The organism is Streptomyces sp. NPDC004111, assembly GCF_042874215.1.
Classification (GTDB): Bacteria; Actinomycetota; Actinomycetes; order Streptomycetales; family Streptomycetaceae; genus Streptomyces.
Genome location: NZ_JBIAMU010000010.1, coordinates 201,216 through 219,599, shown reverse-complemented (window position 1 = coordinate 219,599; position 18,384 = coordinate 201,216). Strand labels below are relative to the sequence as shown.

Genomic DNA, 18,384 nt, shown 5'->3' with positions numbered 1-18,384 from the left:
GCCGACCGGTCCCGGCGGGCGGGGATACTGGGCCGGTGGGAATGCGGATAGCACTGCTCGGACCGGTCCGGGTGTACGACGGCGGCGGCACTCCGGTCGGCATCGGCGGCATCAGACCGCGCACCCTGCTCGCCCGGCTGGCGCTGACGGCGGGCGAGATGGTCCCGCCCGCCGCCCTCGTGGACGCGTTGTGGGGCGGGGAACCCCCCGCGAAGGCACTGAACTCGCTGCACGCCCTGGTCTACCGGCTGCGCCGGGACCTCCCCGAGGGTGGGCTGCTGGAATCGGCCCCGGCGGGCTACCGGCTCGCCCTGCCCCGGGCGCACGTGGACGCCCTCCGCTTCGAGGAGCTGGCGGCGCGGGGCGCCCGGGAGCTCGCCGCGGCACCCGAGGAGACGGCCGCCCTGCTGGGTGAGGCGCTCGCACTGTGGGACGGGGACGCGCTGGCGGACGTACGGGACGCCCCGTTCGCCGCGCCGGCCGTGGCCCGTTGGGAGGAGCTGCGGCTCGCGGCGCGCGAGGACCGGTGGGAGGCGGAGCTGCGGCTCGGCCGTGGGCCCGGAGCCGTCGCCGATCTGGAGGCGGCGGCGGCACAACACCCGCTGCGGGAGAGGCTGGCCGTGCTGCGCGTCCGGGCCCTGCACACGGCGGGCCGGCAGTCCGAGGCGCTGGCCGTGTTCGAGGACGTACGGGCGCGGCTGGCCGAGGAGCTGGGGGTCGACCCGTCGCCCGCGCTCAGGGAGGCCCACCTCGCCGTGGTGCGCGGCGAGACCGACCCGCCCGCCGCACCGGCTCGTTCCGCGGGCCCCGCCCCGGGCAGGCTGCCCGCACGGCTGACGTCGTTCGTCGGCCGCGGCGGTGAACTCGACGCGCTGGCAAGGCTGTTGACGATCTCACGGCTGGTCACGGTCGTCGGTCCCGGCGGGGTGGGGAAGACCCGGCTGGCCACCGAGGCGGCAGCCGCGCACCGCGCGTTCCGGCAGGGCCGGCTGTGGCTGGTGCCGCTGGCGGGGGTGCGCGACAGCGAGGGACTCCTCGACACCGTGCTGGGCGTGCTGAGCGGCCCCGGCACTCCCCGGCGCGGCGGCGAGGGGCAGGCCGGGCCGCCGGAGCGGGTGGCCGAACTGCTCGGCGGCGGCGAGGCCGTCCTCGTACTGGACAACTGCGAGCAGCTCGTCGACGCGGCGGCCGGGTTCGTGCAGCAGCTACTCGAACTGCGGCCCCGGCTGACCGTCCTGGCCACCAGCCGGGAACCCCTGGAAGTGCTCGGCGAGACGCTGTGCCGCCTCGCTCCGCTGCCGCTGCCGCACCCGGGCGCGGACCCCGCCGAAACGGCCGCCACGGCCGCCGTCCGGCTCTTCCTCGACCGGGCGGCAGCCGTGCGGCCGGAGTTCGCCGACGACTTCGCGGGCGAGGAGGCCACCGCGCGGGCCGTCGGCGAGGTGGTGCGCGGGCTGGACGGAGTACCGCTCGCCCTCGAACTGGCCGCCGCCCGGCTGCGGTCCATGAGCATCGGGCAGATCGCGCGGCGGCTCGACGACCGTTTCCGGCTGCTGTCCTCCGGCAACCGGGCCGCGCAGCCCCGCCAGCGCACCCTGCACGCCGTCATCGGGTGGAGCTGGGACCTGCTCGACCCCCAGGAAGCGCTCCTGGCACGGCGGTTCGCGGTGTTCGCGGCCCCCGCCGGGTCCGCGGCCGTCGAGGCGGTCTGCGGGGGCGGGGCCCTGGCGGTCGCGGACGTGCCCTATGTACTGGGTTCGCTGGTGGACAAGTCCCTCGTGGAGCGGACCGGCGACCGCTACCGGATGCTGGAGAGCGTACGGGCGTACGCGGCGGAGCGGCTCGGCGGGACGGGCGAACGGGCCGCCGTCGAGGCCCGCCTGACGCACCACTTCGCCGAACTGGCGGCGTGGCACGAGCCGTTGCTGCGGACCGCCCGGCAGCAGGACGCTTTCGCGTTCTTCACGGCCGAGTACGACAACCTGGTGCACGCCCTGCGGACCGCCGTCGCGGCCGGGGACGCGGACGCGGCGGCGCGCCTGCTGTCCCCGCTGACCTGGTACTGGCACTCGTTGCGCTGGGACGCCCGCGCCGACGCGCTGGTGGCCTCGGTCTGCGCGCTGGGCGAGGCGCTGTCCCCCGCCCACCGGGCCGCCTTCACCGCCGTCCGCGATCTGACCGGCTCCCACGGCCGGGCCCCCGACGCGGCGTCGGTGCGCGCCCTGGTCGAGGACTGCGTGCGCACCGGCGCGCTGGAGCGCTGCCCGACCGCGCTCCTGGCCACCCTCACCGCGGGCCGGCTGCTCGGCCTCGGCGAACTGGCCGCCCGGCTCGGCGCGGACGTACGGGCGCACGGCGACGCCTGGGCGGCCGGCTGCACGTACCTCGCCGAGTGCATCACGCACCACGAGAGCGGAGACTGGGAGAGCCTCGCGCGCGCCACGGCCGACGCCCTGCACGCGTTCGAGGCGTCCGGCGACCGGCTGTGCACCGCGATGGCGCTGGCGGGCGTGGCCCGGGTGCACTCGGTGCGCGGCGAGCACGCCGCCGCCGTCGCCGCCTACGGGCGCGGCCTGGCCCTCGCACCGCAGGACGAGATCCCCTATCTGCTGGGCCTGGCGGCCGAGCGGATGCGCGGCGGCGATCTGGCGGAGGCGGGCCGCGACATCGACGCGGCGGAGCGGGCGGCCCGGGAGCGCGGCGACCACCTGCTGCGGATCGGGGCGCTGGCCTGCCGCGCCGAACTGCACCGCCGCTCCGGCGACCCGGTGGAGGCCGAGCGGGAACTGGCCCGGCTGGAGTCGCTCGGCGAACGGACCGACCCGGCGGGCGAGGTGGCGGCGCTGTGGGTCGCGCCGGTGCGGATGGCGAACCTGCTGCACACGGGCGACGCGGTAGCGGCCCGGCGGGCGCTGCCCGCGGCGGTACGGGCCGCCTTCGCCCACCGCAACACCGCCGTCGCCGCCCAGCAGTTGGGCGCGCTGCTCGCGGCGGAGGGCGATCCGGCGGGCGCGGCGCACGCGCTCGGCACGAGCCGGGCGATCCGCGGGGCGTTCGACGAGGGCGACCCGGAACTGCGCGCCTTGGTCGAGGCGCTGGTACGGCGGCTCGGCGAGGAGGCGTACGAGGCTGAGTTCGCCAGGGGTGCGCAGACGCCGCGCGCGGCGGCGCTCGACCGGCTGCTGGAGGCGGCGGGCGGGCTCTGACACCGCCCCGTCCCACCAGGGCCGCGCCCCTCTGACAGGGGCCGCCCGGTTCTGTCAGTGGACGACCAGTGCGCTGTCAGCGCGGGCCGCGAGTCTCTTCCCGTACCGAGAAGCACCGGAAAGCACCGGGACACGGGCGGCCGACGACGGCCCGCCCGGGGGAAGGACACGGCATGACGAACTCCGCAGCCCTCACGGGCCACGGGCAGGGCGACCGCGCGAAGATCCAGCAGGTCCTGGACTGGGTGGTGGCCGAGGTGGACGTACCCGGCATCGTCGCCGAGGTCAGCGACGCGGACGGGCAGTGGTTCGGCTCGGCGGGCCTGGCCGACATCGAGTCCGGGCGGGCCCGGCAGCGGGACGAGCACCTGCACGTGGGCAGCGCGGGCAAGGCGTTCACCGCGGCCACGGTGCTGGCGCTGGAGGCCGAGGGCAGGCTGAGCATCGAGGACCCGGTGGACAAGTGGCTGCCCGGCATCCTCGACGTCGCCACCAACGGCTACGACGGCAGCAGGATCACCGTCCGTCACCTGCTGAGCAACACCAGCGGCCTGTTCATCACCGGGCTCGCCCCGGAGATCTCGCACCGCTACGCCACCCGCGCCGGTCTCACCGAGCACCGCTTCGACCGGTGGACCACCGAGGAACTCCTCGAACTCACCGTCTCCCAGCCGCCGCTGGCGGGCCCCGGGGAGATCTTCGCCTACTCCAACGGCGGCTTCTACCTCGCCGGAGCGATCATCGAGAAGGTGACCGGCAACAGCTACGCGGAGGAGGTGGCGCGGACCGTCACCCGGCCGCTCGGGCTGACGCACACCTTCGTGCGCCCCGCGGGCGACACCCTCTACCCGGAGCCGTACCCGCGGGCGTACTCGGGGCTCTTCCTCAGGGACGGGGTCGATCCGGACGACGTCACCGCGGAGAACTGGCAGTCGATGTTCGAGGAGCCGGGGCTGCCGCCGCTCGACACGACCGAGTACAACAGCTCGTGGGCCTGGTCGGCGGGCAACGTCGTCTCGACGACCGGCGAAATGATCCAGGTGTTCAACGCGTTGGCGTCGGGGACGCTGCTGCCCGAGGCTCAGCACCGCGAGATGTGGACGATGTTCTCCACCGCGGGCACCCACTGGATGCCGCACTCCAGCTACGGGCTGGGCGTGTTCGAGCTGGACCCGGAGGTCACCGGCGGGCTGAGGCTGCGCGGCATGGGCGGCAGCATGCAGGGCTCCCACATCGCGGTCATCGGGACGCCGGACGGCGAGCGGACGATCGCCGTGCACACGAACACGGAGTTCAAGACCTGGCAGGTCATGTTCAAGGCGGTGGAGGCGCAGTTCGGCACCCCGCCGGTGACGGACCTGTAGGGCACCGGCCCGGGGGCCCCGCGCCGCGGCGGGCGGGGCCGCCCCCGTGCCGTCTCAGGCAGGGCCGGGGCCGGCGTGGCCCGGCGGGACGTCGGCGACGACCACCGTGGTCGACTCGGCGTCCGCCTGCGCGAGCGGGGCGCCGTCCGGGGCCCACAGCGCGGAGCGGCCGCACCCCGTCCACGCCCCGGCCGGACCGACGTGGTTGGCCACCACGACGTACATCCCGTGGGTTCTGGCGATGTTCGGGTACACCGTGCGCAGCTCGTCCACGCCGCCGCCCGTGCCGTACAGCGAGCTGGCCAGGTGGACCTGGCACCCGTCGTCGGCGCCCCGGGCGACCAGCTCGGGGAAGTGGTTGTCGAAGCAGGTGGCCAGGGCGAAGCGCAGTCCGCCGAGGGTGAAGCGCCCGTCGCTCCGGCCCGCCGCGAACACCTCCCGCTCGTGCTCGAACAAGTGCTGTTTGCGGTACGAGGTGATCAGCTCGCCGTCCGCGCCGAAGACGAACGTCCCGATGACGGGCCGCTCCCCGTCCTCGCCGCCGTCCCCGCTCCCGTCCCCGGCCCGGGTCCTGTCGGAGGGTGCGGCGCAGTTGACGACGCAGGCCACGCCGGACGCACGGATCGCGTCCAGGCGCGGGTCGTCGGCGGACAGCCAGAGGTCGCGGCGGGCGCGCACCGCTTCGGGCTCGTACCCCGTCGGGGCCAGTTCGGGGAAGACCAGCAGCTCGGCGCCCCGGTCGCGGGCCCGGCCCGCGAGGTCGGCCATCCGGCGCGTGTTCGCCGGGACGTCGGCCGGAACGGAGGTGAGCTGGGCTGCCGCGATCTTCATGGGCCCAGCATGTCAGCCGCCCCGGCGCCGGAGCGCACCGAGCCCCGGTCTGAGTACCGCACGCCCGGCGGCCTGAGTATCCGCCCCGATTACCCGCCGGTACGGACTTGCTGGAATGGGGACATGACCTCGACGAAGACCACGGCGGCCGAGCCCGCCGAGCCCTCTGCGAACCGCCCGCGGCTGCGCCGCGTGACCACCGCCGGCTCCGCGCTCGCGGTCGCTCTCGGCCCGGTGGTCGTCGGCGTGCTGGTGGCCAAGGGGATGGCCGCCGACCCGCACGCCCCGGTGAACGCCCTGTTCACCGGCGGCGGGGAGCGCGTCGGGCTGCCCCGGGGCGAGTGGAGACGCCGTCGGCACGCCACCGCGCGGCGGCTGCGGACGGCCCGCCGGGGCACCGCCCGGCGCTGTGCCGCGGTGTGCGGGCGGCGCACCTCGGGTCCGCTCCGGGAGCCGGCGGGCGCCCTGTTCAGGTCCGGTCGGCGGACGTCGCGGCGATCCGCTTCTCGAACCAGTGGTGGGCGTACGGCTCGTCGTTGAACGCGGGGACCTCCGCGAAGCCGCAGGAGTGGTAGAGGCCGATCGCGGCGTCGAGCGCCCGGTTGGTGTCCAGGCGCAGCACGTCGCGGCCCTGCCGGGCGGCCCGGTCCTCCAGTTCGGCGAGGAAGCGGCGGCCGAGGCCCAGGCCCCGGGTGTGCGGCGCCACCCACATGCGCTTGATCTCGGCCGGAGCCCCCGGGGGCAGCTTCAGCCCCGCGCAGCCGACGGGTTCGCCGTGCAGCCGGGCGACCAGGAACAGGCCGTGCGGCGCGCGGAGTTCGCCCGCGTCGGGCAGCAGGCTCCGGGCGGGGTCGAAGCCGGACTCGAAGCGGTCCGCCAGCTCGGTGAAGTACGCGCGCAGACAGTGCTCGGCGTCCGGGTGGCCGGGGTCCAGTACGTCCAGGGTGACCGTCGCGGCGGTGAGCAGCCGGTCCACCTCGGCCATCGCGCCGACCAGCCGGGCCCGTTGGGCGGAGTTGAGCGGTGCGAGCAGCGAGGCGGCCAGTGCGTCGCTGCGGCGGCCCAGCACGGCGCGCTCGGCGCGGCCCGCTTCGGTGAGGCGGGCCGTGCGTACCCGTTTGTCGCGGGGCTGCGGCTCGACGGTGACCAGCCCGGCAGCCTCCAGGGAGCGGAGCAGTCGGCTGACGTAGCCGGAGTCGAGCCCGAGCCGTTCGCGGAGGAGCCGCACGTCCCGGCCCTGCTCGCCGATCTCCCAGAGCAGCCGGGCCTCCCCGACGGGGCGGTCGAGTCCCAGGTAGCGGTCGTGGAGCACACCCACGCGTTCGGTGACGGTGCGGTTGAACCGGCGTACCCGGTCGATCTGAGTCGCGTCCATTCCCCGACCATAGCCCGAACCTCTGACTTCGGTCAGGTAATGAACGGGCCGCCGTGGACCCGTCCGGCGCACCGGTGATTCCGGGACGCCCCACCGGTCTACGTCTCCGTGCACGACGACCGAAGGTCTGCCGAACGGCACAGACGCAGCCCGGGAGCGGCGGGGCGCCCTGGTGGATCTCTGCCGATCGGCGGATACCTGCCCCGGGGCCCGGTTGACAGCCTGGTCACCACACGGAAGCGCGGGTGACAAGGAGGCGGTCCACGATGGCCGGTGCGGTGACCAAGGAGCGGACGTCCGGCGGTGCGGCGGCAACTTCCGCTCCCGTCAGGAAGGTTGGTCCGATCGGGCGGTGGTGGTCCCGGTGGCCCGACTGGGCGTTGCCGGCCGCGATCGGCTGGTCGGCGCTGTACGGGGCCGCCCACGTGTACTGGGCGTTCGGCGGGGCCGCCTACCCCTTCGCCCAGGTCGAGGACGACCGGGCGTCGGCGTCGGTGCTCGACCCGAGCCCGGTCGGCACGGTCTCCCCGGCGTTCGCCGTGTTCTGCGCGGTCGCGGTGGCGGTCGGGCTGCTGATGCTGCGTCAGCAGCGGTTGCCTGGACCGGTTTCCCGGCGGGCGCGGGCCGCGCTGCTCGGCTTCGGGTGGCTGGCCGCCGTGGTGCTGGCCTTCGTGGTGCCGGACTACACGCTGATCGCGCTGGTGGCGTTCGCCCCGGTCCTCGTGGTGTTCGCCTTCACCGGCATCCCCGGGCCGCAGGGCGGGCTGGAGGACATCCTGTACTGGCACCGCGACCATCTCGTCCTGGTCTTCGTCGGCGGGCTGCTCTGGGCCCTGGCCACCCTCGCCCACCAGCGCCGTACCGCCGACCGGTGCACGAGCTGCGGGCGCGACGACCGGGCCCGCGCCGCGTGGACCTCGCCGGAACGGGCGCTCGGCTGGGGGCGCAAGGCCGTGTGGGTGGCGGTGCTCGCGACGATCCCGTACGACCTCACCCGGCTCGCCTGGTACTTCGGCCTCCCGCTGGGCATCACGGACGAGTTCCTCCAGGAGATGCGGGACACCCCGGGAATGCTGTCGATCGGTCTCGGTCTGGGTGTCCTGTCCACGCTGGGCAGTCTGCTCACGCACGGGCTGGTCAGCCGGTGGGGCGAGGTGTGGCCGCGCTGGGTGTGGTTCAGGGCGGGCAGGCCGGTCGACCCGCGGACCGCGATCATCCCCGCGGCGATCGTGGCCGCGGCCCTGATCCCCGGCGCGCTGATGAACCTCCGCGGCGGGATCGACCCCCTGCTGTGGGGAACCAACGTCCCGATGTTCTTCTGGCTCTTCTGGGGCGTCGCGCTGGGCACCGCGACGTACGCCTACCACCTGCGCCGCAGGGGCGAGTGCCGCACCTGTCTCCGGGGCTGAGCGCACGCCCGTGGGGGCGGGTCCACGACGACGTACCGACGTACCGCGGGCGGGTCCTCAGCGACCCGCCCGCAGTGCGTCGACCGCGATCCTGGCCGTCGTGCCGATGACCGCGTCGGCCGCGGGCAGGATCGCGGCCGTACTGGCGGCGCGGGTGAACACGGCGACGGCGTACCGCCCGCCGTCCGGGTACTCGACGACGCCGACCTCGTTGCGCACCGTCGGCAGGCTGCCCGTCTTGCCCGCGACGTGCACGTCGTCGAAGGGGAAGCCGGAGGCCATCCGGTGCGGCCACACCTGGAGGCCGAGCAGCCTGCGCATCGCCGCCCCGTGCTCCGGGGTGGACGCCTCGTCCCGCCAGAGCGCGGCGAGCAGTCGGGTCATGTCGCGGGGGGTGCTGCGGTTGGTGCGGGCAGGGTCGAGTGCGCGCAGCCGCTGGGTGACGTACGGGTCGGCCAGGGCCTGCGCCCCGTCCGGGCCGGCGTCCTGGCGGATGGAGGCGGAGAGTTCGCCGAAGGTGTGGACGGCGTGGGTGCGGGTGAGGCCGAGCCGGGCGGTGGTGCGGTTGACGGCGTCGAGGCCGACGTGGCGCAGCAGGAGGTCGGCTGCCGCGTTGTCGCTCACCGACATCATCAGGAAGGCGGTGTCGCGCAGGGACATGCGTACCGGGTCGAGCATCGCCGACGTGCCGGTGGGGCCCGCGACCCGGTCGACCGGGTCGCAGTCGGTCTGCTCGGTCAGGTCCAGCTCCCCGGCGGCGGCCCGCTCGTGCAGCGCGACCAGCAGGCAGAGCTTGTGGACGCTCGCGGTGACCACGGGCCGGTCGGCGGACAACGCGACCTCGGCGCCGGAGTCGATGTCGCGGGCGTGCAGCAGGCCCACGACGCCCGCACCGGCGAAGGCCTCGGCGATACGGCGGTGGTGAGGGGTGGTCGTCACAGTGCCTGCTCCACGGTCTCGGCGGTTGCCGCAGTCGTCCTTGTCGTCGTCTTCGGGCTCGTCGTGTCCGGGTGCGGGGGCGTCGTTGTCCGCGGGCTCGTCGTGTCCGGGCACGCGAGCGCCGTCGCCTTCGGGCTGGTCGTCTCCGCGCGGGGCGGGTGCTGCGGGCGGCGGCGGTGCCGACCGCGCTCCCGGTGCTCGGGGTGTTCGGCGCGCGCGCTCACAGCCAGTACTCCGCGGCCGGGCGCAGGTGCAGCGGGTGTGCCGGAAGGTCCGCGCCGACGCCGGGCCCCTTGCGCAGCGCCCGTGTCGTCAGCTCGGCGAAGGAGGCCACCGTCCGGTCGTTGCGCCCTTTGGGCCAGGCCACCGAGTGCCGCCAGGCGAGAGGCGCACCGGCCAGCGGGCGCCACGTCAATTCGCCTTCTCCCTGAGCCTGTTGGGGCAGTGCGACGTCTCGTGGGCTGAAGGCGACGGCCTGCGCCGCCGCGATCAGTCCGTGCACGAAGGCGGTGCCCTGCCCGTGCCGTACGGCGGGCGGCGTGTAGCCGTTGCGGGCACACGTCGTCAGCAGTTCGTCGAAGAGGGCGGGGGCGTCGGCCCGGTGGAACATGACCAGGTCGTGGCCGCTCAGTGCGGCCAGCGGCACCTCGTCCAGCGCCGCCGCCGGTGCCTCGCGCGGCAGCAGGACGCCCAGTTCGCGGCGGAGCACGGGGCCGAGTTCCAGTCCGCCGACGTCGCAGGGGTGGTGGATGAGTCCGACGTCCAGGTCGTGGGAGGCGAACCGGGCCAGCTGCTGGGTGGTGGACACCTCGTGCAGTTCCAGTTCGACGTCCGCGTGCAGTTCACGGAACCCGGCCAGGATCGCGGCCAGCGTCCCGCCCGCGATGTCGGTGGGCAGCGCGGCCCGCAACAGCCCGCTCTCGCCGTCGCGGGCGCGGCGCGCGGTGGCCCGCAACGCCTCGGCGCGGGCGAGCAGTTCGCGGGCGTCGTCGAGCAGCAGGGTACCGGCGCGGGTGATGGTCACCTGGCGGCTGGTGCGTTCGAAGAGCCGTACACCCAGCTCGCGTTCCAGCCGCTGCACCCGTTGCGAGAGGGGTGGCTGGGCCATGCCGAGGCGGGCCGCGGCACGGCCGAAGTGTGATTCTTCGGCAACGGCCACGAAGCACTCCAGGTGCCGGATCAGGTCCACGAACAGCAACGATATCGGAACCGTATGAATGGCTGATCGATATTGGTCTTGGACATGGACCCCGGTCCACTGATCTTCTCGGCCCCATGATCTTCTTCCGTGGTTCACGCGGCGGGCCGTCCCGCAGGCCCGTCCCCGCACTCGTGTCCGGTTCGCTGAGCGCGCTGCTCGCCCTGTCGCTGGCGGGCTGCGCGGGGACGCCCGCCAAGTCCGAGGGACGGCCCGCGGCCTCGTCCCCGGCCGCGTCGTCCCCGGCCGCTTCCGGGGCGGCGGCCTCGGGGTCGGCGGCCTCGGGGTCGGCGGCCGACTCGCGCGAGCGGCTGACGGTGGGCGGCACCGAGCGCACGTACCTGCTGCACCGGCCCGGTGGCGAGCGGAAGGCCCGTCCTCTCCTCCTCGCCTTCCACGGCCGGGGCGAGACGGCGAGCGAGATGCGCAAGCGCGACCGGCTGGAGAAGGCGGCCGGCGAGCGCGGAATGGTGGTCGCCCGCCCGGAGGCCATCGACCGGATCTGGAGCGCCGACACCACCCCCACCCCGAAACGCCCCGACCCGAACGTGGACGTCCGCTTCGCCGACGCCCTGATCGCCGAACTGGTGCGCCGGGGCGAGGCCGACCCGAAGCGGGTGTACGCGGTCGGCTTCTCCAACGGGGGTTCCATGGCGATGCGGTTCGCGTCCCAGCGCCCGCAGCGGGTGGCGGCAGCGGCCTCGGTGTCCGGACAGTTGCCGGTCGGCGCGGCGAAGGCGCTCGACGCCGCGGCACCCGCGCCCGTCCCGGTCCTGGTCGTGTACGGGGAGAAGGACGCGGTACGTCCGATGGCGGGCGTGCCGAACCCGCCGGCACCGAAGCCGGGCGAGGAGCCGATGACCGCGACGATCGGCACCCGGGACAGCGCGGCGGCCTTCGCCCGTGCGGCCGGCACGAAGCCCCCGGTGACGACGGCGCACTCCGGCTACGACCGCACGTACTGGGGCCCCGGCAAGCCGGGCGGCGCCCCCGTCGAGCTGCTGGTGATGAGCGGTGCCGGGCACACCTGGCCGGGCTCGAAGATCACGCCGCCGCCGAACTTCGGCAGCACGAGCACCGCCCTGGACGCGACGGCCAAGGTCCTCGACTTCCTCACCGGGCGGTAGACCCACGACAGCCGCGACACCCCGCCGCGCCCCGGACCGCCCCGTGCGGCACCGGGGCGCGGTGCCGTTTGGGCGGGCGGGGGACGTGGGGGCGCGGGTTCCAAGCCCGGGACGTGCCCCAGGCTCCGGGCGCGGGGCGCGGCACAGTGCGCGGCGCGGGAGTCCGGTCGTGGGCGTCGGTGGTGGCGGCCGTCTCGGCGGTGGTTCTGGTCGGCCTGGTCAGTGGCGCTGGTTCAGGTGGATCAGCGGGGCGCCCGCCGGGAGCAGGTACTTCGCGGCGAGCACCGGGCTGTCGTCCGCGGTGACGACCTGCGTGATCAGGATCGCGGGGGTCTCCGGCGGCCGGTTCATGGCCTTGCCCCGCTCCTTGCCCAGGATGGTCGCGCCCATCGTGCTCTTGGCACCGAGGGCGCGGTCGCCTGCCGCGGCGATCAGGACGGCGAGCATGCTGGTGGGCCGTCCGTCCGGGGACGGTTCGCCGAGCGCTTCGGGGAAGCCGGGTCCGAGTTCGGCGAGCGTGGACGCGTCGGCCGCCCATTCGTGGGCGAAGCAGGCGGGAACGCCGTCGATGTCGATGAGGGTCTCCCAGAACCAGGCCCGGCTGGTGGGCGGGAGCCGGAGGTGGAAGCCGGAGAAGTCGGTCGGCTCGTCCAGTTCGGCGGCGAGCCGGCGGCAGGACACGTTCCCCGGGCCGAGCAGTGCCTCGACGGGGGCCAGCCGTTCGATGCCCCGAGTGGCGGGAGGCTGGTTCACCCGGCTGCCGACGCCGTGCTTGCGGGTGATGAGCCCGTCCTCCTGGAGCAGGATCAGCACTTCGCGCAGGGCGGGGCGGCCGACGCCCAGTGCGGCGGCCAGCACCGGCTCGGAGGGGAGCTTGGTGCCGGGCGGGTACGTGCCGTCGTGGATCGCGGCGACGATCCGCTCGTAGAGCTCGACCCTCGGCTGGCGGCGTCGCGTACGGGCCTGGGCCACCCCCGGCCCCCCTTTCGTGCTGCGGGTCCGCGGGCGTTCACCGGCCCGCGCGGGTCACGGGCCTGCGCGGGCCTTCGCCGTGCGCCGCCCGGTACCCCTGGTCAGTTGTCGGACGTCTTCCGCCCGTGCCGAGCATACTCGCCCCGCATTGCCCACGGCTTACCCCTTGTCGCGGCCCACCTTCGGGGTTAATGTCCCACCAGCCCCGAGCAAGTTGTAAGACAACTCCTCGGCCTTCTCTTCGAAGTGGGTTCGGAATCAGCCGAAAGTACCCCTTCATCCTTCATGAAAGGTCTGACAATGCACGACCAGCAGCCCACCGTGGTGGTGCTCGGGTCACTCAACATCGACCTGGTGACCCGGGTGGCCCGGCACCCCCGCCCCGGCGAGACCGTGACCGGCCGGTCGTTGACCGTACTGCCGGGCGGCAAGGGCGCCAACCAGGCGGTGGCCGCGGCCCGCGCCGGGGCACGGGTCCGGATGCTCGGCCGGGTCGGCGACGACGACGGGGGCCGCCGCTATCTCGCGACGCTCCGGTCCGACGGCATCGACACCACCGGCGTGACCACCACCCCGGGCGAGCCCACCGGGCAGGCCCACATCTGCGTCGACGACCTCGGCGAGAACACCATCGTCGTGATCCCCGGCGCCAACGGGGCCGTCACCGAGGCCGACGCCGAACGCGCCGCGGCGACCATCGCCGCGGCCGACGTGCTGCTGCTCCAGCTGGAGACCCCGCTGCCCGCCGTCGTACGGGCCGCCCTGATCGCCGGCCGGGCCGGCACCCGGGTCGTGCTCAACGCGTCCCCGGTCGCCGAGGTGCCGCCGGAACTGCTGCGGCTGGCCGACCCCGCGATCGTCAACGAGCACGAGTACGAGGCGCTCGGGGAGGAAGCCCGGTCGGTGTGCGTGACGCTCGGCGCCAGGGGCGCCCGCTGGGGGGAGCACGCGTCCGTGCCGCCCCCGGTGCACGCCGTCGACACCACCGGGGCAGGCGACTGCTTCGCGGGCACCCTCGCCGCCCGGCTCGCCGCCGGGGACCCGGTGGCCGATGCCCTGGACGCGGCCGTGGCGGCGGGTGCCGGGGCGACGACCCGCGAGGGAGCGCAGGGGCGGGGGCTCGCCGGGGACGGCCCGCCCGCGACAACCCCCGCGCACCCTCCGGCGGACCGCCCGGCACACCCCCGTACCCCCTCCTGACCACACCCGCCCCCGGCCCCGAACCCGCTCCACCATCCCGATCACCTCAAGGACGACGTGACATGACGATCCCCCGACCCCTGCTGATGGACTGCGACACCGGCGTCGACGACGCCCTCGCGCTCCTGTACCTGGCGCTCTCCCCCGACGTCGACCTGCGCGCGGTCACCACGGTCGGCGGCAACACCGCGGCCCGCCAGGCAGCGGTCAACTCCCTCCAGGTCCTCGAACTCGTGGGCCGCACCGACATCCCGGTGGCGGCCGGTGCCGACCGGACCCTGCGCGGCTCACTGCCCCACTACGCCACCCATGTGCACGGGGACAACGGCATCGGCAACGTCGAACTCCCCGCTCCCACCGCCCCGGTGGCGGACGAGGACGCCGTCGAGCTGATCATCGAGACCGCCCGGCAGGCCGACGGAGAGCTGTCGCTGCTCGCCACGGCCCCGCTCACCAACCTCGCCCTCGCGCTGCGCCGCGAGCCCCGGCTGCCGGAGCTGATCCGCGGCCTCACCGTCATGGGCGGCGCCGTCCACCACCCCGGCAACATCACCCCGGTCGCCGAGGCCAACATCGGCAACGACCCGGAGGCCGCCGCGCTCGTCCTGGCGGCGGGCTGGCGGGACCTGACGATCGTCCCGCTCGACGTCACCATGCGGGAGAACCTCACCACCGCCACCCAGCGGGACCTCCTCGCCCACGGCACCCCCGCGAGCGTCTTCGCCGCCCGGGTGCTCGACGTGTACTTCGACTTCCACGAGGAGGTCGCGCTGCCCTTCCGGGGTTCCGCCTGCCACGACCCGCTGGCCGCCGCGCTCGCGGCCGGTCATGTCACCCCGCTGCTGGCGCCGCGGCTGCACGTCGGCGTGGAGACCGGCGAAGGTCCCGCGCGCGGCGCCCTCGTCGCCGACACCCGCGGCATGTACCTGGGGTACCCCGAGCGCGCCGACGCCAACGCCCGGGTGGTCCTGGAGACCGACGGCACCTTCCCCGCCCTGCTGGTCGACCGGATCCGTACGAGCACGGGTACGAATACGGGTACGGGTACGGGCACCGGCCTCTCCGCGCACGTCCCCTCGGGCGAAGGCAGCGCCGCGTGAGCCCCCTCGCGGTACGGGACGCCGCCCCCGGCAGCCGTACGCACCGCTTCGTACTGCCCGCGCTGATCGTCGGCGTCATCGCCTTCCAGCTCAACGCGTCCATGGTGACGCCCGCCCTGCCGGAGATCGCGCGCGAGCTCGGCGCCCCGCTCGGCACGGTCGCGCTGTCGCAGAACCTCTTCTTCCTCGTCGGCGGCGTCGCGGGCGTCGTGCTGTCCCGGCTCAGCGACCACCTCGGCCGCCGTACGGTGCTGCTCGCCGCGCTCGCCGTCATGTGCGCGGGCACCGTCGTGGCGATGCTCGCCCCGAACGTCGGGCTCCTCGTCGTCGGTCGGGTGCTCCAGGGGGCCGCGGGCGCCACCTTCCAGCTGACGTACCTGCTGGTGCGCGACACGATGAGCGCGCGGCAGTTCGGGACCGCGCTCGGTGTGATCACCGCCGTCAACGGCGGCGTCGGCGGGGTGGACGGTTTCGTCGGCGGGTTCGTCGCCGACCACCTCGGCTTCCGCTGGATCTTCGGCGCGATCCTGGCCACCGGCCTGCTCGCGCTGGTCTGTGTGGCGCGTGCCGTACCGGCGACGCCGCCGCCCGGGGACGCCGGACGGATGGACTGGTGGGGTGCGGCCTCGCTGTCCGCCGGAATCGTCTGCGTCAACCAGGCGATCAGCCAGGGCGGCACGCACGGCTGGCTCTCGCCGTGGCCGGTGGTGCTGACCGTGGCCGCCGCGGGGCTGTTCGCCGCCTTCTGGCAGATCGAGAAGCGCGGCACCACCCCGCTGATCGCGGTGCGTCATCTGCGCTCGCGCCAGGTGTGGCCGCTGATGGTGACGACGCTGCTGACCCTGATGAGCGTGTTCGCCTCCCTCAACTTCACGGTGGTGCTGCTGAGTCAGGACGACAAGGTCGGGTTCGGCATGTCCGCGACGCTCGCCGCCCTGCTGTTCCTGACGCCGCCGGCGGCGATCGGGCTGCTCGCGGCGCCCCTCGCGGGGTGGCTGGCACCGCGCAAGGGGTGGCTGCCGATGCTGCGTACGGGCCTGCTGGCTTCGGCCGTCGCGCTCGCGGTGGCCGCGGTGTTCGCCGGTGACCGCTGGGTCGTCCTCGCGGTCTGCTGCGCGCTCGGCGTCTTCTACAACGGGCTGGCGCTGACCATGCTCAACGGTCTCGGCGTCATGCTCTCCCCCAAGGAGAGCCCGGGTGCGCTGCCCGGTCTGAACGGCGCCTGCTTCGGCATCGGCGCCTCGGTCGGCATCGCCCTGGCGGGTCCGCTGGCGGGCACCGGAACGCTCGGCGGGTTCCGTACGGCGTTCGGCCTCGCGGTGGGCGTCTCCCTGCTCGCGCTGCTCGTCTCGCTGCTGATCAGGGAGCCGAAGGAGGGCTCCGCGACGGGCGGCTGACGGCGCGCGACCGCCCGCTGTCATGCTGGTGCCGTGCAGAAACCCACATCCGTCACACCCGACGCGCCCGCCACGATACGCACCCCGCTGCTGACGCAGCAGTGGCTCGATCTCGCCTTCGTGCACTGGGCGGTCGCCCCGGAGACGGTGGCGGGGCTGCTGCCGCGCGGCACCGTCGCGGACACCCACGACGGGATGACGTACGTCGGTCTCGTCGCGTTCCGGATGCACCGGGTCGGCTGGCTCGGGCTGCCGGGGGTGCCGTACCTCGGGACGTTTCCCGAGACCAATGTGCGGCTGTACTCGGTGGACGCGCACGGGCGGCGCGGTGTCGTCTTCCGGTCGATGGACGCCTCGCGGCTGATCCCGGTGGTGATGGGGCGGCTGGGATTCCGGCTGCCTTACCTGTGGTCGCGGATGTCGGTGCGCACCGCGGGCGACCACGTCACGTACACCAGCTCCCGGCGCTGGCCGGGACCGCGCGGCGCCCGCAGCCGGCTCACCGTGCGGACGGGCGAACCCATCGACGAGCCGACCGAGTTGGAGCACTTCCTGACCGCCCGCTGGGGGATGCACAACGCGTTCTTCGGCGGCGCGGCCTATCTGCCCAACGACCACCCGCGCTGGCCGCTGCACCGTGCCGAGCTGGTCGAGTGCGAGGAGGACCTGGTCGCCGCGGCCGGGCTCCCCGCACCGGCCGGGGACCCGGTCAGCGTGCTGTACTCGCCCGGGGTACCGGTCCGGCTGGGCCGCCCGGCCCGCCCGGCGGGCATCCCCACCCCGTAGTCCGGGCTCAACCCTCCGGGAACGTTCGTGGTCTTGCCGTACGAGGCCGTGCCGTGCCGGCGCACCGCGCACACGGGCACCACGCACCACCCGTACATCGCGCCACCCGTGCGACGCACCACGCGCCGCGCGCACCACGCGCAGGACACGCATCACGCACCACCACGAGCACAGGCACGGGCACGGGCACGAGCACGGACGCCGAGCGAGGGGAGAGCGATATGCACATGACGAGGTACGCCCGCACCAAAGTGGCGGGTCTGGCGGTGGCAGCGGTGACCGCCGCCACCGCGCTCACCGCCCCGACGGCCGGAGCCGCACCGCACCCGGCCCCGGCGGAAGCGGTCAACAGCGCTTCAAACAGCGGGACTTCGACCGCCGTCGACACCGGCCACGATGCGACGCGGCGCGCGATGCGGGCGGTCGTCGCGAGCGGGCTGCCCGGCATCGTCGTCGAGGCACGCGACGGCCACGGCAGCTGGCGCGCCGCCGAGGGCGTGGGAAATCTGCGGACGGGCGCGCCGCGCGACCACGACGAGCGGTTCCGTACGGGCAGCATCGCCAAGACGTTCGTGGCCACCGTGCTGCTCCAGCTGGAGGCGGAGGGCGGGCTCGACCTCGACGACACCGTGGAGAGGTGGCTCCCCGGCCTGGTGCGGGGCAACGGCAACGACGGCAGGGAGATCACGGTCCGTCAGCTCCTCAACCAGAGCAGCGGACTGTTCGACTACCTGTCCGACGAGGAGTTCCGGCGGACGTACATGGTCGGCGAGGGCTTCCTCAAGCACCGTTACGACACCCTGCCGCCGACCGCGCGCGTGCGGGCCGCACTCGCCCATCCCCCGGTGTTCGCCCCGGGCACCCGGCACGCGTACTCCAACACCAACTACGTCCTGGCCGCACTGGTCATCGAGCGGGCGACCGGCCACTCGTACGAGTCCCAGGTGCGCGCGCGCATCATCAACCCCCTCGGCCTGCACGCCACTTCCAACCCCGGTACCGGCATCCGGCTCCCGAGGCCGAGCAGCCGTTCCTACGGCAAGCTGTTCGCTGCGAAGCCCGACCGGATCGACGACGTCACCGAGATCAACGGCTCGCAGGCCTGGGGCGACGGCGACATCGTCTCCAGCACCGGCGACCTGAACCGCTTCTACCGCGCCCTGCTGCGCGGCAGGCTCCTGCCGCCCGGAGCGCTGAAGGCGATGAAGACCGTGCTCCCGGTGCCGGAGGACCCGACACAGGCGTACGGGCTGGGCCTCACCCGCCTCACGACGAGCTGCGGCACGGTCCTGTGGGGGCATCTCGGCCAGCTCCAGGGCACGTTGTCACTGGCCCTGACCACGGAGGACGGCCGCCACCAGCTGGCGTTCAACACCAATGGCGACTGGGAGACCCGGGCCCTGCCGGACGTGATCAACGGGGAGTACTGCCCCAAGGGCCCCTGACCGTGGTGCTCCGGGGCACGGCTTGGGGGGCATAG

General features: G+C 74.5%; 16 protein-coding genes. 10 read left to right on the top strand and 6 right to left on the bottom strand.

Annotated elements, in window-relative coordinates; genetic code table 11:
- Positions 1-41: 41 nt before the first annotated feature.
- Together ACFYVL_RS21170 and ACFYVL_RS21165 are read left to right on the top strand one after the other, a co-directional pair.
- The gene (locus tag ACFYVL_RS21170) at positions 42-3,206 is read left to right on the top strand and encodes a BTAD domain-containing putative transcriptional regulator (RefSeq protein ID WP_389247125.1); all 3,165 of its coding nucleotides are present in this window, start codon (positions 42-44) and stop codon (positions 3,204-3,206) included.
- A gap of 173 nt (positions 3,207-3,379) precedes the next feature.
- Entirely contained in the window at positions 3,380-4,570 is a 1,191-nt protein-coding gene (locus ACFYVL_RS21165) for a serine hydrolase domain-containing protein (protein ID WP_389246951.1), read from the top strand.
- A 54-nt stretch (positions 4,571-4,624) separates the two neighbouring features.
- Here the strand turns inward: ACFYVL_RS21165 and ACFYVL_RS21160 are convergent, their stop codons facing one another.
- Positions 4,625-5,401 carry a carbon-nitrogen hydrolase family protein gene (locus ACFYVL_RS21160; RefSeq protein ID WP_389246949.1) on the bottom strand — a complete coding sequence of 259 codons (777 nt, stop codon included), beginning with the start codon at positions 5,399-5,401 and terminating at the stop codon, positions 4,625-4,627.
- A 123-nt stretch (positions 5,402-5,524) separates the two neighbouring features.
- Between ACFYVL_RS21160 and ACFYVL_RS21155 the strand changes: the two genes are divergently transcribed.
- On the top strand, positions 5,525-5,941 hold the full coding sequence (locus ACFYVL_RS21155) for a hypothetical protein (protein ID WP_389246947.1): 417 nt from the start codon (positions 5,525-5,527) through the stop codon (positions 5,939-5,941).
- On the opposite strand, the gene ACFYVL_RS21150 is transcribed toward ACFYVL_RS21155, so the two are convergent.
- Positions 5,871-6,776, bottom strand: a complete 906-nt coding sequence (locus tag ACFYVL_RS21150) for a GNAT family N-acetyltransferase (RefSeq protein ID WP_389246945.1) — start codon at positions 6,774-6,776, stop codon at positions 5,871-5,873. The genes ACFYVL_RS21155 and ACFYVL_RS21150 overlap by 71 nt on opposite strands.
- 266 nt (positions 6,777-7,042) lie before the next feature.
- On the opposite strand from ACFYVL_RS21150, the gene ACFYVL_RS21145 reads away from it, so the two are divergent.
- Positions 7,043-8,185, top strand: a complete 1,143-nt coding sequence (locus tag ACFYVL_RS21145) for an NYN domain-containing protein (protein ID WP_389246943.1) — start codon at positions 7,043-7,045, stop codon at positions 8,183-8,185.
- A gap of 57 nt (positions 8,186-8,242) precedes the next feature.
- On the opposite strand, the gene ACFYVL_RS21140 is transcribed toward ACFYVL_RS21145, so the two are convergent.
- Genes ACFYVL_RS21140 through ACFYVL_RS21130 form a run of 3 tightly spaced genes read right to left on the bottom strand, consistent with a single transcriptional unit; the run spans position 8,243 to position 10,313 of the window.
- Positions 8,243-9,124 (bottom strand): serine hydrolase, encoded by an 882-nt coding sequence (locus ACFYVL_RS21140; protein ID WP_389246941.1) that lies wholly within the window; start codon positions 9,122-9,124, stop codon positions 8,243-8,245.
- Positions 9,121-9,348, bottom strand: a complete 228-nt coding sequence (locus ACFYVL_RS21135) for a hypothetical protein (RefSeq protein WP_389246939.1) — start codon at positions 9,346-9,348, stop codon at positions 9,121-9,123. The genes ACFYVL_RS21140 and ACFYVL_RS21135 overlap by 4 nt, the downstream gene beginning before the upstream one ends.
- Entirely contained in the window at positions 9,345-10,313 is a 969-nt protein-coding gene (locus ACFYVL_RS21130; protein ID WP_389246937.1) for a LysR family transcriptional regulator, read from the bottom strand. The genes ACFYVL_RS21135 and ACFYVL_RS21130 overlap by 4 nt, the downstream gene beginning before the upstream one ends.
- 86 nt (positions 10,314-10,399) lie before the next feature.
- Here ACFYVL_RS21130 and ACFYVL_RS21125 point away from each other — a divergent pair, with 86 nt between their 5' ends.
- Positions 10,400-11,449: an alpha/beta hydrolase family esterase gene (locus ACFYVL_RS21125; protein WP_389246935.1), complete on the top strand. Its 1,050-nt coding sequence runs from the start codon at positions 10,400-10,402 to the stop codon at positions 11,447-11,449.
- 219 nt (positions 11,450-11,668) lie between these two features.
- On the opposite strand, the gene ACFYVL_RS21120 is transcribed toward ACFYVL_RS21125, so the two are convergent.
- Positions 11,669-12,421 carry a GntR family transcriptional regulator gene (locus tag ACFYVL_RS21120; protein ID WP_389246933.1) on the bottom strand — a complete coding sequence of 251 codons (753 nt, stop codon included), beginning with the start codon at positions 12,419-12,421 and terminating at the stop codon, positions 11,669-11,671.
- Positions 12,422-12,721: 300 nt separating this feature from the next.
- On the opposite strand from ACFYVL_RS21120, the gene ACFYVL_RS21115 reads away from it, so the two are divergent.
- The 5 genes from ACFYVL_RS21115 (at position 12,722) to ACFYVL_RS21095 (ending at position 18,349) form a co-directional block, all read left to right on the top strand.
- On the top strand, positions 12,722-13,621 hold the full coding sequence (locus ACFYVL_RS21115) for a ribokinase (protein ID WP_389246931.1): 900 nt from the start codon (positions 12,722-12,724) through the stop codon (positions 13,619-13,621).
- Positions 13,622-13,683: 62 nt separating this feature from the next.
- Positions 13,684-14,721 (top strand): nucleoside hydrolase, encoded by a 1,038-nt coding sequence (locus ACFYVL_RS21110; RefSeq protein WP_389246929.1) that lies wholly within the window; start codon positions 13,684-13,686, stop codon positions 14,719-14,721.
- The gene (locus tag ACFYVL_RS21105) at positions 14,718-16,118 is read left to right on the top strand and encodes an MFS transporter (protein ID WP_389246927.1); all 1,401 of its coding nucleotides are present in this window, start codon (positions 14,718-14,720) and stop codon (positions 16,116-16,118) included. Before ACFYVL_RS21110 ends, ACFYVL_RS21105 begins: the two co-directional genes overlap by 4 nt.
- Before the next feature lie 33 nt (positions 16,119-16,151).
- Positions 16,152-16,904 (top strand): YqjF family protein, encoded by a 753-nt coding sequence (locus tag ACFYVL_RS21100; RefSeq protein ID WP_389246925.1) that lies wholly within the window; start codon positions 16,152-16,154, stop codon positions 16,902-16,904.
- A 221-nt stretch (positions 16,905-17,125) separates the two neighbouring features.
- Entirely contained in the window at positions 17,126-18,349 is a 1,224-nt protein-coding gene (locus tag ACFYVL_RS21095) for a serine hydrolase domain-containing protein (protein WP_389246924.1), read from the top strand.
- Positions 18,350-18,384 lie beyond the last annotated feature (35 nt).

Coding starts and splice junctions, on each gene's coding strand:
- ACFYVL_RS21170 (WP_389247125.1), top strand. CDS start 42: ATGCGGATAGCACTGCTCGGACCGGTCCGGGTGTACGACGGCGGCGGC.
- ACFYVL_RS21165 (WP_389246951.1), top strand. CDS start 3,380: ATGACGAACTCCGCAGCCCTCACGGGCCACGGGCAGGGCGACCGCGCG.
- ACFYVL_RS21160 (WP_389246949.1), bottom strand. CDS start 5,401: ATGAAGATCGCGGCAGCCCAGCTCACCTCCGTTCCGGCCGACGTCCCG.
- ACFYVL_RS21155 (WP_389246947.1), top strand. CDS start 5,525: ATGACCTCGACGAAGACCACGGCGGCCGAGCCCGCCGAGCCCTCTGCG.
- ACFYVL_RS21150 (WP_389246945.1), bottom strand. CDS start 6,776: ATGGACGCGACTCAGATCGACCGGGTACGCCGGTTCAACCGCACCGTC.
- ACFYVL_RS21145 (WP_389246943.1), top strand. CDS start 7,043: ATGGCCGGTGCGGTGACCAAGGAGCGGACGTCCGGCGGTGCGGCGGCA.
- ACFYVL_RS21125 (WP_389246935.1), top strand. CDS start 10,400: ATGATCTTCTTCCGTGGTTCACGCGGCGGGCCGTCCCGCAGGCCCGTC.
- ACFYVL_RS21115 (WP_389246931.1), top strand. CDS start 12,722: ATGCACGACCAGCAGCCCACCGTGGTGGTGCTCGGGTCACTCAACATC.
- ACFYVL_RS21110 (WP_389246929.1), top strand. CDS start 13,684: ATGACGATCCCCCGACCCCTGCTGATGGACTGCGACACCGGCGTCGAC.
- ACFYVL_RS21095 (WP_389246924.1), top strand. CDS start 17,126: ATGCACATGACGAGGTACGCCCGCACCAAAGTGGCGGGTCTGGCGGTG.